Origin of the sequence: Microbacterium sp. 2FI, assembly GCF_005502885.1 — a bacterium.
Taxonomy (GTDB): Bacteria; Actinomycetota; Actinomycetes; order Actinomycetales; family Microbacteriaceae; genus Microbacterium.
Window position 1 is genome coordinate 95,238 of sequence record NZ_SCMR01000015.1, and the last position, 11,557, is coordinate 106,794.

Consider the following 11,557-nt stretch of genomic DNA (forward strand, 5'->3'; position numbering starts at 1 on the left):
GGAGAAGGACATGAATCAAGGGATGCTGGGCAAAGGGATCGCGATCCTGATCGCGGCAGCCGTGCTGCTCAACCTCGCCTTCTCGTTCACCGCGGAGTTCGTGACGTGGCTCGCGTGCGGCGCCCGCCCGGAAGCGCAGCACTTCTTCTCCGGGCTCTGGCTCGCGGTCAGCGGCGATGCGACGACGTACACAGCGCCGGAAGGATGCGCCCTTCCCCAGGGGACGATCATCACCGTCGACTGGGTCGCCCTCGCCGCGCTCATCGCGATCGCCGTTGCCGGCTACGTCGCCTACAGGCGGTACAAGGAGTCGGACCGAGCGTTCGTCGCCGACCTACTCTCGCGGCCGGGTTTCGCGAACGCGGCTGAGGTGCGCGACGATCTGTCGGGCAAAGCGGTTCTGGCGCGTGCGGCGCAGCTTCGACCCGACATCGCCCGGCCGAAGCCTACGGATGTCGGGTGGCGCGTCGGGCGCGCACGCGGCAACGATGTGTTCGTGTCGATCGAAGACTCCGTCGTGCTCGAGGGCCCGCCCCGGTCGGGCAAGGGCTTCCGCGTGCTGATCTCGGCGATCCTGGACTGGTCGGGCCCGCTGATCACGACCTCCACCACGAACGACAACCTCACGGCCACGATGGGCATGCGTGAGCGCCGTGGCGAGGTGCACGTCTTCGACCCACAGGAACTCACCGGGGTTCGGCATCCAACCCGTATCTCCCCCTTCGCCGGGTGCGAAGACCCGCTCGTCGCGGCGCAGCGCGGCAACGCCATCATCACCGGCTCCGCAATCGGCGCTTCGTCGACCAATGGCGAGTGGGCGCAGGCGGCCGGCGACGTGCTCGGCCAACTGCTGCACGCCGCTGCCATCGGCAACTGCTCCATCGAAGACTTCTACCGCTGGGGCACGAACCCGACCTTCGCGCAGAACAGCGCGGTGTCGATCCTACGTACGGAAGGCGCACCGGGTTGGGGTGACTCTCTCGATGCGACGCTCTCGGCCGACGTCAAGCTCGTCTCATCCATCTGGTTCGGTGTGCGCGGCGCAGTGGCGCCCCTCGCGATCCCGCAGATTCGACAAGCGCTCACCCCTCGCCCCGGCGAGCGCGTCTTCGACCCGCACGAGTTCCTCGACGAAGCGAACACCCTGTACTTGATCGGCTCCGCCGCGGGCGCGGGTGCCATGGGCGGGTTCATCGGCGCGCTGCTCGATGACGTCGTCGAGGTCGCCCGCGCGCGGGCGGTTTCGTCTCCGGGAGCGCGGCTGCAGCATCCGCTCGGCCTCATCCTCGATGAGATCGCGAACATGTTCCGCTGGGGCAACCTGCCGCGAATTATGGCCGACGGCGGCGGGCGCGGCATCTGCACCTTCATCGTGCTGCAAGCACTGTCGCAGGCCGAGACATCATGGTCGCGCGCCGAAGCCGACACCATCTGGGCCGCGGCGACCGCGAAGGTGATCCTCGGTGGGGGCTCGAACGTCAGCCACCTCCGCGACATCGAGGCCATCCTCGGCAGCCGGCAGCGGACGCGCACACAGAAGTCGTGGTCAACCCGCGAGTCGGGCCACTCGACCAGCGAGCATCACGAACGCCTGCCGCTGATGTCGGTCGACGAGATCAGACGGATGCCGCCGAGCGTCGGCCTGCTCGCCTACCGCAATCGCCGCAGCGCGCTCCTCGACCTCACCGGGTGGGACGAGCGTCGCGATGCCGGCGACATCCAGGCCGCGAAGCGCGCCATAGAGCAGGATCAGCAGGCCGTGTTCATCGACCGGCGAAACGCCCGGACGGCTCCGGAGCCCGAGGCGGTGAGCGAGGAATGAGCAACCGCCGCAAGCCCGGGGCGCGCAACGTCTATCGGTCAGAGTTTCTCTCGTCACCGGCATGGCACGCACGTCGTGCCCGCTGGTTCCGTAAGCAGGAGCGTCTCGGACGCCCGCTGGCCTGCACGGGATGCGGGGTGCTCGCGACTCGCGATCAGCTCGAACTGCATCATCTCGACTACAGCGGCGTACGGTTCGCGGGCGGCACGTGGCGGGCGTTCGAACGTCACGTCGACCTCGTGCCTCTGCATCCCTACTGCCACGGGCTGCTGCACCAGATCATCGAGCACGACCGAGTGCTGGCCCACCACCGCGGTCGCCGCGTCGCGTCGGCCATCGCGCTGAACGTCCTTCGGAACAAGCTGATCCGACCGCAGGAGACGGCATGAACGAGCCCGAACCGACGCCGGAGGAGATCGAGGCCATGGTCGCGGCCCAAATCGCCGGCCCGCCGATCCTCAACCGCCCCGCAGAGCCGACCGGCGTTCCGCCCGTCGACTGGCGGCGCCTTTCGCCGGAGGAATCGCGGATCGCCTGGTCGGCGCTGCGCGAGTGGGTGGAATGGTTCACGGTTCGATACGACATGTCGATCAGCCTGGTGCCGCCCTGCTGGTGGAAGCACGGCGAACTCGTCGAAGAACTGTCCGCACTGCACATCCTGCACCAGGCCTCATACGACAAGAACGACACCGGCTTCGGCCCCATCGGATGGCACGAACACCTCGCCCAAGCCAAAGACCGTCTTCGCCGCGTCGGTACGGGCTGCTCGAGCACGCACGACTCGCTGCGACCGCGCTCGTGGGCAGGCCAGACCGACGAGGCCGAATGGGACGCGTGGATCGACCAGAGCCACGCCAGCTGAGGCGCAAACGCCTCCTGAATGGAAGGAAGAAAGATGACGACCAGAATCCCGGTCACGATCGAGGGCAACCTCACCGGTGACCCCGAGCACGGCGCGAGCGAGTCGGGCAACGAGTACGCCCGCTTCACCGTCGCCGTCAACGACCGCCGCCTCAACGAGACGACGAACCGCTGGGAAGACGCGGGCACGGTCTTCCACCGCATCGTCGTGTTCAACCAGCAGTCGCGCAACGTGGCGACCTCGCTCCGCAAGGGCGACACCGTCATCGTCGCCGGCGACCTGCGGTTCGGCACCTACGTCGATAAGGAGACGGGCCAGTCCCGCGAGACGCGTGACATCGTCGCGGACAACGTCGGCGCTTCGCTCAAGTTCGCGGCCGTCGCCGTCGAGCGCTCCCCAAAAGCTAGCGGCCCCGCCGCGGAGAGATCCGCTACGGGGCCGGTAGCGGCGCCGGTCTCGTACACCGACGCCGGGATTTCGCGCTGACCCATCGCAACAGGAGAGCGGCGTGGGAGTCATCGTACTCCCACGCCGCTTCTGTGCGCGAGCGCGCCGGCTACGAGTACGTGCGGTGCACGTGCCAGTCGGTTTCGGTCCGGTAGACGTCGAACACGAACGACTCGCCAGCGTCATCCGTCGCCTGGAACCGCCAGCCGTAGAGCCCGCCGGTCGCGCTGCGCGGTGCCGCCCACACGGTCTCCCGCAGCCGTGTCGGCACGTCGGTGACACGCCACCGACGACCTGCATAGAACAGCCGAGCTGGGACCTCCTCGACCATCCAGAGCGTCACTTCGTGTTCTACTGCAACCTCACTCATGAAGCTTGAGTGTAGAACATTGTTTCGTACTGTTCTAGAGTCGGTACTCGCGGGATGCGGGGTGTCGGGGTGCCAGCTCGGTGGAGCTTCGACTCCCCCGAACAGCGAAGCATCGGACCCAATCGTTCTCGGTGGCCGGGGATGGAGAGGCGGCCATCGGATCGAACAGACGCTACAGCGAGCACTACGACCGACTCATGGATACCCGAATCCTTCAGCGCATCGCTGCCGAGAACCCGCTGCAGTCACTGACGCCGGACGAGCGACAGGAGAGCACGCTGCCGGTCACACGCGATCCACTGCCGAAGGCTTGCATCGCCTGGGTGCGCTTCGGGCCACACGCGGTTCGGGTCGAAGGCGTCGTCGTCGTGTGGAACGACGTTGCGTGCGGCATTCAGTTCACCGTTGGGGAGAAGGAGCTGCGTTGCTGGGTGTGGGCGAATGCGGTCACGGCGGTGCACTGATCGGCGCGGCGACCCGTCCGGCGGTCAGTCGTCGTTCTTCTTCTTGCTCTGCACTTGGAGTCCGCCGGTGGGCCGGGGCTCGATGACGAAGAGCTCCGTTGCTCGAACCAGATCCGAGAGCTTCGCGTAACCCCAGTTGCGGGGGTCGAAATCGGGTTGCTGCTTCCGCATGAGCTGACCTACGGCAGAAAGATTCGCCCAGCCGTCCTCGCCGGACGCGGTCGCAGTGCACGTGCGAAGCCCTGACACGAGCTTGGCATCGCCACGCAGCTTCGTGGATGGAACGCGCGCCGGTGCGGCAGCCGGGTTCTCGGCCGCGGGCTCTTCGAGCACGTCGAGGTAGGTGAACCGATCGCACGCGTTGCGGAACGCCTCGGGGGTCTTGCGCTCGCCGAAGCCGTAAACGGTGACGCCCTCTTCTCTGATCCGAGAGGCGAGGCGGGTGAAGTCGCTGTCCGACGAGACGATGCAGAATCCCTGAAAACGACGCGCGTACAGCAGGTCCATGGCGTCGATGATGAGCGCGCTGTCCGTTGCGTTCTTGCCAACCGTGTTCGCGAATTGCTGCATCGGCTGGATGACGTGCTCGCTCGCCACGGGCTTCCAGCTACTTAATTGCGGCTTGGTCCAGTCGCCGTAGACCCGCTTGACGGATGCCGTCCCAAAGCGCGCGACCTCAGTCAGGATCGCGCCCATCTTGGACGGCGGCACATTATCCGCGTCGACGAGAACCGCGAGAAGGTCGTTGGGCTGCGCCATGCGACAAGCATGGCAGGGCGGCGGATGCGGGCGATCGACCGTGGGTCAGTTTCCACCCGAAACGAATCCGCCCCCGGGACCTCCCAGTCACGTTTGCGGATCGCTGGACTGAACGCGGTCGTCAGATCACCGGCTAGTCGCTCTCAACTCGGATCTCGACTTCGTATCCGGACAGGATGAGGATCGATCGTACAAGTTCGCGTACGTCCGCGGCATTCTCAGCGTTTCTCTCCGAGGCTGGCGTTTGGGCGCGCGCGAGGTTCTCGGGACGCCGGCCGATGGTCCGCACGCCGATACTCCTTGCTGCCCTCTCGAGTTCAGGATGATTGTCAAACACACCCGTCTCGATGAGCTCTTCGCCGACGAGAGCTTTGTTCTGACGGCTTCCAAGTCGATTGGCCAGCTCCTCGATTCGACCTTCCGCATCGAGCTCAAGAAGTACCGCTTCAGCGTTCAGCTTGCGCGCCTCGGCACGAGCGCGCTCGGCCTCCTCCCGTTCGCGGTCTGCCCCTGCTGACTCTCTTGCCGCAGATGCGATGGAGTGCACGGTCTTCCCCAGCGACAGAAGTATTCCGGCGATTGCTGTCGCGACGGCCACAACCATCAACGCATCGCTGCCGTATCTCACCCGCACAAGACGTGTTGCCTGAGGTGGCCCAGCAATCCTCGCCGCGATGAAGCAGAGCGTCTCTACAGCCGATACAAGCTCCGAGAACTCCACAAGCGTGAGGTCGTCGGGCAGCTTCTTCTCCACGATCAGCGTCGCGTAACCGGTCTGCACCGCAGTGTCCGTCGTGGCCATGTCGAAAACCTACATGGCCGAACCGCGCTGCGACGGAGCCCCGTCCTGAAACGCAGATGAGCGGGCCCAAACACCGACGCCCCTGCGAGTTACTCCCTGGAAGGTCTCGACTTCCGCGTCGATCGATCATCGATCGATCGACTCCCGAGCAACCGAGTTGCCATTGACGCCTACCACCGGCGCCATTCCTCGCCGCGCGGGCCAGGGACCGCCGAGACGTCGGCGCTCTGGAGCCTCGGCGTCATCCGCTTCAACCTGCCCCACGAATCGCCGCACGGTGTCATCCACGTGCCGAGCGAGGAGGTCGCGCTTGCGCAACAAGTCCCGCGCCCCATCCACGCCGACATCGCGAGCGTGGCGCAACGCATCGTCGCTAGCGATTCTTGCGTCGAGGGCAGCAAGGGTGATGTTGGCTGAATCCAGCCAACCGCTCACCTCCTCTACGGAGGCAACCACAGGTCCTGTCGTGCTGCTAGCCGCCGCGGGTTGAGCCGCACCGCCCGGCGCTGGCAACGCCGCCCTCCCCAACTCATGTCGCGCCGCCCGAACCGACTCATCTATCGAGGCCTCCTGTACGCCGCGCATCATGCTGTCCGCGATCTGCTCGCGTGCAGCATCGGCGGTCCACGCGATTGCGATCGCCTCGTTGTGTGCGCGCCCGCGCGTCATGCCGACGTAGAGACCCGAGGCATCCACCCCCGGCCCCACGATGGAAGCGTCGGTCGTTTCCCCCTGAATGCCGTGCACCGTTGACGCATAGGCGAGATGCATGTGCTCGGCGGCATACTCGAGCGACACCCGCCGCACGTCGCCGCTGTCGCCCAACGCAACCAGCTCGACATCCGAAGATTCGATCCGTCGAATGGTCCATAACGCACGGTTCTCGACATCGGCCACCCGGTCGTTCAGCCGCGTCTGCACAACGTCGCCTTCGAGCAGACGCTGCTCGCCCCGCCCCATCGCAAGCCGATTCTGTCGCAGCTGCCCAATCTCCACGCGCCGCTGTTGAATCGCCTCGTTGATCGCGTCGGCCTCGTCGTTCGTGCTCGTGACCAGCGCGACCCGCCGGCGTCCGGCTGACCACCGGAACCAGGCCTCGACCATCACGTCACGCGCTTGCGCAGCATCCGTCACACGGTGAATCGAACCCCGAGTATCAAGCTCAGACGCAACCGCAAGCGCTTCATCTATCGAGGATGGCTCGCGCATGCGAAGCGTCAGTGCGGCGTAGTCGGGATCACGGAAGCGATGCACCGCGGTCAGCTCGACGACCGCGGTGGCGCGACGGGTCATGCACGCCATCGCGCCGGCGTGGCCGACGGGCATCGCCTGCAGGTGATCGCCGACCATCGCGATGCCCGTGCCGGTCTCGGCGGCGACCGCGGCGAGCGCATTCGCTGTGTGCAAGTCGACCATCCCGGCCTCATCGACGATGATTCGGTCTCCTGGCCGCAGCGCGAACCGACGCGGCCCCGCGAACACCGAACCGGTCGGCGGGTCGAGCTCGCCGGGTCGCAGCCGACTCCACACCTCGGCGCCGGCTGCATCGCGCGCCCAGCGCCAACCGTGGTCGGCGAGGAGAGCGTGCAAGCTCAGCGCGGTCGCGCCGATCTCGCGACCCGCGACCGACGCAGCCTTCCTCGTCGGCGCGACCACCACCAGCTCCCTCCCCTGCGCCCTCAGCGCGGCGCGCGCAATACGAAGCATCGTCGTTTTGCCAGCGCCCGCCGGCCCAGTCACGGCGACGAGTCGGTCTGTGCCGGCGATCGCGGCCGCGGCATCCGTCTGACCCTCGTCGAGGATGAGGACGGCATCCAAGAGTCGCTCGGCGATGTCGGTGATCGCGTCGCGGCCCACCGACGCACCCGCCCGGGTGAGCGCGTCGAACCGTGCAGCGAGCTCGACCTTCAACCCGGCTGTCGCTACGGCCATGAATCCCTTGATGTGCTCGGGGCGCTCACCCTCTGCCTCGAGTAGGTCGACGGTGTGGGCGAGGCCACGCTCGACGACGTTGTCGATCAGTTCCTGCAGATCGTCGCGGTGGTCGACAACGCCGGATGCCGCAACGGCACGCGTCGCGCCGGCCCGCAGATCGTAGTTGCTGAACCTTCCGCCGCACGCGGTCGACCGGGAGTCGGCATCCACGATCGCCCGCGCAGCAAGCCAGTCACGATCGAGGTCGTCGATCGCGACGGTCCGCGGCGTCGTCGCGCGTCGCGCAAGAAGCATGTCAGCGTCGATCGCGCGGAGCTCGTCGCGGATGAGCTGCTCCCACTCGGACTCGTCCACGACACCCGGCTTGTTCGGACGATTCTTTGCCCATGCCAATCGGTCGATGTGCTGCAGGATGTCGTGGTCGGGTTGCTGGCCGGGATGGTCCGACCGCCACTCGAGCAGCAGCTTCGCGCGGTTCGCCTCGATCTGGTTCGAGCGTCGCGAGAGCGGCCGCACCGCATGCGCGAGCTCGGAGATCTCGCCGTTGTCGTCGAGTGTGTAGCCGTTGCGGGCGAGCGAGTCGATCCAGGCCGGGTCGGTCCGAGCGGTGAGCTCGCCCTCGGCGTTGATGAGCGTGTGCAGCTTCATCGCGACGCGGGAGTCGACGTTCGACCACTTGCCGTCCTCGCCGAGCACCTTGACGTTGAGCCACAGGTGCCGATGGATGTGCGGGTCGAGCGCACGCGAGCGTCGGTGCTGAAGTTCGACGACCTCGATGCGATGAAGTGACTCGCGGATGCTGCCACCCGCGCCGCGGCGGGCATTCAGCTCGCGCTGCCAGGTGGTGATGATCCGGGTGCGGAGGCGGTCTTGAAGGGACTCGAACTCTGCTGCGAGGTCTTCATTGAGGAGGGCCGCGACGCTATACGACTTCGGTGCATTGATCGTGCCGTCGAGGATGAGGTCGGCGTGCGGCGAGGTGAGTTCGCGGCCGCGCAGGTCGTCGGTGAGCGGGTCGTGACCGTCGACCCAACTTCGGAGCTCGTCGGCATCGAGTGCATCGACGGTGATCACACCGGCCTCGACTGTGAATCGTGTGACGCGGGCAGCATCGCCGCCGCCGTATGCGGCGAGCGCTTCGACGCCGGTCACGCTGTGCAGGTGGGAGTCGCAGCTCCCCTTGAAGGCGTAGGCCATCGCCTGTCGAACCCCTTGCGATTCGACACCCCGCTTCCAGCGTTCCAGCCCACCACGCATGGGTTCAGGGTACGCCAATAATGTTTATGTTACGAGGGCTTACACAGAAAGTGCCTGCGTGCATTGGTTTCGCCTGCAGCGCTTGGCTTGCTTGCCTGGCGGTCACCGCGTTGGGCTTCTACTAAGGAGTATCGCCGGCGCCTCTTGGCGCGCGCGAGGCAGCTTCAGCGGGCATCACCGAGTTCGGACCTCACGCACGTTCCCAGAGCTGGTGACATGCTGCGTGACGGAGCAGTTCTGTGGCTCGGCGACCGACCCGCTCGCGGGCGACGAACCTTGCGATGCCGTGACACTCCCACGTCGGTCCATTTGAGGACTCTGACTTGCAGTCAAGACCGCAGCAGAGCACCGCGCGATTGCTCGCTAGACCGAACCGCACGCTATCCATTGCATTTGCTGCGAGTGAGAAGGAGCCACGGACTTCTTGAACCGCTCCCTGAACTGCGATAGCCCTCATCTCTAGCGCGTCACGCATCTGCAATGGCGACTCTGAAAGTTTGCCCCGCCGACCAGAATGCTCTGAGTCCACCTCGCATCACGTCGGGACCTCACATGCCTGATAGTCGATTTCCAGGTTGACCGTCGGTAAAGCGAGGGTGCAATCAGTTCTCAAAGTTGATAAACGTACCGCTAAGTTTCTTGATCGCATGCTAGGATCGATTCCAACACGACGATAGGAGATCCGATGGGCTTCGAGGTCTATGAGAAGGGCAGCGCGCCTGTTCCCACTACTCCTTCGGTAACTATCCAGAAGCGCGGACTGATCTCCGTGAACCGCGCGGCGTTCGAAGCGCTTGGCAAGCCCGGAGGAGTTGAACTTCTCTGGGACGCCGAGCGCCGAGCGATCGCTTTACGCCCGGCCGAACTCTCGAACCAGAACGCCTACCCGATGCGCACGCAAGGAAGTCACTCCGACAAGGGTCCGTGGCTGGTCGCCGGCACACTCTTCACGCAGTTCATCGGATTGGATACCACCGAGGCGTACCGGTGGACTCCCACGCTCGAAGATGGGCTGCTCATCATCGACGTCAGCAAGCCCGGCTCGAAGGCCTCGAGCCCGCGGGGACGTGCCAAGGCTGCCGCAGACGCGCTAAAAGCTGACGTGGTCACCGCAGATGAAGCGGTGACCACGTGACACTCCCTCTCGTCAACGCGACGGCGTAGGTCGCTGACGAGAGGCAGCCATCCCATGGCAGTGGGCCAGGTAAGCCTGCTGGTGGGACCTTCGGACGGAGGGACCGGTGACGACCGGTCCCTTGGCCGTTAATGCTAGCGAACGCACCGTCTCCGTGCGGCAAGCGCGCGGAGACGGTGGTGGTAACGCGTTGAACGCGCACCGAGGGGATTGCCGCTTCTCTCGACCGTTGACCAGATTTCTAGGTATCTCGGCGTGGTTTAGCGAGATGCCACGCGGGCGGAGGTGGTGCGCAATGAAGGCGGTCACCGCTTGGAGTTGGAGTGCGACCCATCAGCTTGGCGTGTCTGCATGCTGGCGCGATGGATCCACGTACTTGGTGTCGGCGACGGTTGGCGCCTAGGCCCGTTGACTCGGGCCTTCCTCGGTGGTCGCCCCTAGGCGTGCTGCAACTCGCGACCAGTGAAGTAACGTGCGTGAGTCTTCTGAAGGGTCGCTAGGGAGTCGGTGTTCAGCGACGCGATCTCCCAGTCAGGATCGCTTCGTTGTCCTTCGAGCTCGAGCCGAAACGCGAGCGCGTCCTGATGGCCAGTCTCGCCTGGAAACTGGTAGACGCGACGATCCCCGCTCGGACGGTGGTACTCGATGACAAAACCAGGCATCTCTAACCCCTTTGGTCACGCATCTGATCGAAGTACTTCCACAGCTTCGTGAGATCCTCTTGCAGCCGCTGTTCGTTACTCTGGCCCCGGGCCTTGAGTCGGTCAAGTCTAATGCGAACATCATCGGGGATCTCGGTGATACCAGCACGTTCCAGATCTTCCAACCCGAGGTCGATGCTGGCTATTTCGTTCCTGTCCTTCTCAATCCGAGCGATGCGGAGCGTAGACATCTGTCTAAGACCGACGACGATCTTGCGCTCTGTCTCATCCTGAGGGAGTTCGTTGTAGCGGATTCCACGCCCGAACAGGTCCGCCGCAGATTCGTAGGTGTTCGCCCAGAGCCCCTGTAGGTGGGTTCGCACCTGCACCTCGACCCGCGCGGGCAGTCGGAGCCAGATATGCACACCCCTGTAGCCGCTGTGCGACTGCTCACGCATATCGCGAACGCAAACGCCCGGGTCATGATCGAAAACTCCGCAGATCGCTGTTACAACGGCATCTTGTTCATCAAGTGACATCTCCGCCTCGAAGCGCACGCCAGCGATATCCTGAACGTTCTGAAGCGGAGTACCGTGGTCGCGCTGGAGCTTTTGCCGCAACGTATCCATGGTCTTTGGTCTGCTCGTTACCTCGAACGGTCGGTCGATCAGTAGTGGTGGCCAGTTGAGTTCGGCGATCCTCCGTTGGACAACGGCGGCGAGTTCGTTGTACCAGCCCATCACCTCGGCGTAGCTCGGATGGTTCGTTCCTGCCGGGGTCTCGTCGCGGATCTGGTGGCTGAGTCTCCTCAACTCTCCAGTGGTCCACGGACAGGTCAGCATGCTCGCAGGCTAGTCGTCCAGCCCCCGCGAACGGCGTAGGAACCCCCGGAAATCCACGACGGAGTGCGCGGGTACAGTGCGCCCAATGCTCAGCGATGCGATGCCCCCTGTCAGCGACGCTTGAGAACTGGTCAGTTTCGATCTTCGAAAAGTGAACAGTTGCGGGCAGTCTAGCCAGGGGTTTCGTCGGTGGTGGTTCTGATGCTGGGGAGGCTGTCGAT

The 11,557-nt window shown here is 65.1% G+C and carries 11 protein-coding genes; 6 read left to right on the forward strand and 5 right to left on the reverse strand.

Going from position 1 to position 11,557, the window contains the following annotated elements:
- Nucleotides 1-10 precede the first annotated feature (10 nt).
- Genes FFS15_RS12860 through FFS15_RS12875 form a run of 4 tightly spaced genes read left to right on the forward strand, consistent with a single transcriptional unit; the run spans nt 11 to nt 3,170 of the window.
- Nucleotides 11-1,822, forward strand: coding sequence for a type IV secretory system conjugative DNA transfer family protein (locus tag FFS15_RS12860; protein ID WP_137845436.1), 1,812 nt, complete (start codon nt 11-13; stop codon nt 1,820-1,822).
- Nucleotides 1,819-2,211 carry a hypothetical protein gene (locus FFS15_RS12865; RefSeq protein WP_137845437.1) on the forward strand — a complete coding sequence of 131 codons (393 nt, stop codon included), beginning with the start codon at nt 1,819-1,821 and terminating at the stop codon, nt 2,209-2,211. Before FFS15_RS12860 ends, FFS15_RS12865 begins: the two co-directional genes overlap by 4 nt.
- On the forward strand, nt 2,208-2,684 hold the full coding sequence (locus tag FFS15_RS12870) for a hypothetical protein (protein WP_137845438.1): 477 nt from the start codon (nt 2,208-2,210) through the stop codon (nt 2,682-2,684). Before FFS15_RS12865 ends, FFS15_RS12870 begins: the two co-directional genes overlap by 4 nt.
- A 33-nt stretch (nt 2,685-2,717) precedes the next feature.
- The gene (locus FFS15_RS12875; RefSeq protein WP_171013189.1) at nt 2,718-3,170 is read left to right on the forward strand and encodes a single-stranded DNA-binding protein; all 453 of its coding nucleotides are present in this window, start codon (nt 2,718-2,720) and stop codon (nt 3,168-3,170) included.
- Between the two features lie 70 nt (nt 3,171-3,240).
- Here the strand turns inward: FFS15_RS12875 and FFS15_RS12880 are convergent, their stop codons facing one another.
- Complete coding sequence (locus tag FFS15_RS12880) at nt 3,241-3,501, reverse strand: hypothetical protein (protein WP_137845440.1); 261 nt, start codon at nt 3,499-3,501, stop codon at nt 3,241-3,243.
- Between the two features lie 197 nt (nt 3,502-3,698).
- Here FFS15_RS12880 and FFS15_RS12885 point away from each other — a divergent pair, with 197 nt between their 5' ends.
- Nucleotides 3,699-3,965, forward strand: a complete 267-nt coding sequence (locus FFS15_RS12885) for a hypothetical protein (protein WP_249354044.1) — start codon at nt 3,699-3,701, stop codon at nt 3,963-3,965.
- A 24-nt stretch (nt 3,966-3,989) separates the two neighbouring features.
- On the opposite strand, the gene FFS15_RS12890 is transcribed toward FFS15_RS12885, so the two are convergent.
- The 3 genes from FFS15_RS12890 to FFS15_RS12900 form a co-directional block, all read right to left on the reverse strand.
- Complete coding sequence (locus tag FFS15_RS12890; RefSeq protein ID WP_137845441.1) at nt 3,990-4,724, reverse strand: NYN domain-containing protein; 735 nt, start codon at nt 4,722-4,724, stop codon at nt 3,990-3,992.
- A gap of 133 nt (nt 4,725-4,857) precedes the next feature.
- Complete coding sequence (locus tag FFS15_RS12895) at nt 4,858-5,526, reverse strand: hypothetical protein (RefSeq protein WP_137845442.1); 669 nt, start codon at nt 5,524-5,526, stop codon at nt 4,858-4,860.
- Between the two features lie 126 nt (nt 5,527-5,652).
- A complete protein-coding gene (locus FFS15_RS12900) occupies nt 5,653-8,658 on the reverse strand; it encodes an AAA family ATPase (RefSeq protein ID WP_249354046.1) in 3,006 nt (1,001 codons plus the stop codon).
- A 745-nt stretch (nt 8,659-9,403) separates the two neighbouring features.
- On the opposite strand from FFS15_RS12900, the gene FFS15_RS12905 reads away from it, so the two are divergent.
- Complete coding sequence (locus FFS15_RS12905; RefSeq protein ID WP_137845444.1) at nt 9,404-9,853, forward strand: hypothetical protein; 450 nt, start codon at nt 9,404-9,406, stop codon at nt 9,851-9,853.
- A gap of 664 nt (nt 9,854-10,517) precedes the next feature.
- Here the strand turns inward: FFS15_RS12905 and FFS15_RS12915 are convergent.
- The gene (locus tag FFS15_RS12915; RefSeq protein ID WP_137845446.1) at nt 10,518-11,336 is read right to left on the reverse strand and encodes a GTP pyrophosphokinase family protein; all 819 of its coding nucleotides are present in this window, start codon (nt 11,334-11,336) and stop codon (nt 10,518-10,520) included.
- Nucleotides 11,337-11,557: the final 221 nt, after the last annotated feature.

What these genes read in the sequence shown, in the direction of transcription:
- FFS15_RS12860 (WP_137845436.1), top strand. Translation starts at nt 11, where the DNA reads ATGAATCAAGGGATGCTGGGCAAAGGGATCGCGATCCTGATCGCGGCA.
- FFS15_RS12865 (WP_137845437.1), top strand. Translation starts at nt 1,819, where the DNA reads ATGAGCAACCGCCGCAAGCCCGGGGCGCGCAACGTCTATCGGTCAGAG.
- FFS15_RS12870 (WP_137845438.1), top strand. Translation starts at nt 2,208, where the DNA reads ATGAACGAGCCCGAACCGACGCCGGAGGAGATCGAGGCCATGGTCGCG.
- FFS15_RS12875 (WP_171013189.1), top strand. Translation starts at nt 2,718, where the DNA reads ATGACGACCAGAATCCCGGTCACGATCGAGGGCAACCTCACCGGTGAC.
- FFS15_RS12880 (WP_137845440.1), bottom strand. Translation starts at nt 3,501, where the DNA reads ATGAGTGAGGTTGCAGTAGAACACGAAGTGACGCTCTGGATGGTCGAG.
- FFS15_RS12885 (WP_249354044.1), top strand. Translation starts at nt 3,699, where the DNA reads ATGGATACCCGAATCCTTCAGCGCATCGCTGCCGAGAACCCGCTGCAG.
- FFS15_RS12890 (WP_137845441.1), bottom strand. Translation starts at nt 4,724, where the DNA reads ATGGCGCAGCCCAACGACCTTCTCGCGGTTCTCGTCGACGCGGATAAT.
- FFS15_RS12895 (WP_137845442.1), bottom strand. Translation starts at nt 5,526, where the DNA reads ATGGCCACGACGGACACTGCGGTGCAGACCGGTTACGCGACGCTGATC.
- FFS15_RS12900 (WP_249354046.1), bottom strand. Translation starts at nt 8,658, where the DNA reads ATGGCCTACGCCTTCAAGGGGAGCTGCGACTCCCACCTGCACAGCGTG.
- FFS15_RS12905 (WP_137845444.1), top strand. Translation starts at nt 9,404, where the DNA reads ATGGGCTTCGAGGTCTATGAGAAGGGCAGCGCGCCTGTTCCCACTACT.
- FFS15_RS12915 (WP_137845446.1), bottom strand. Translation starts at nt 11,336, where the DNA reads ATGCTGACCTGTCCGTGGACCACTGGAGAGTTGAGGAGACTCAGCCAC.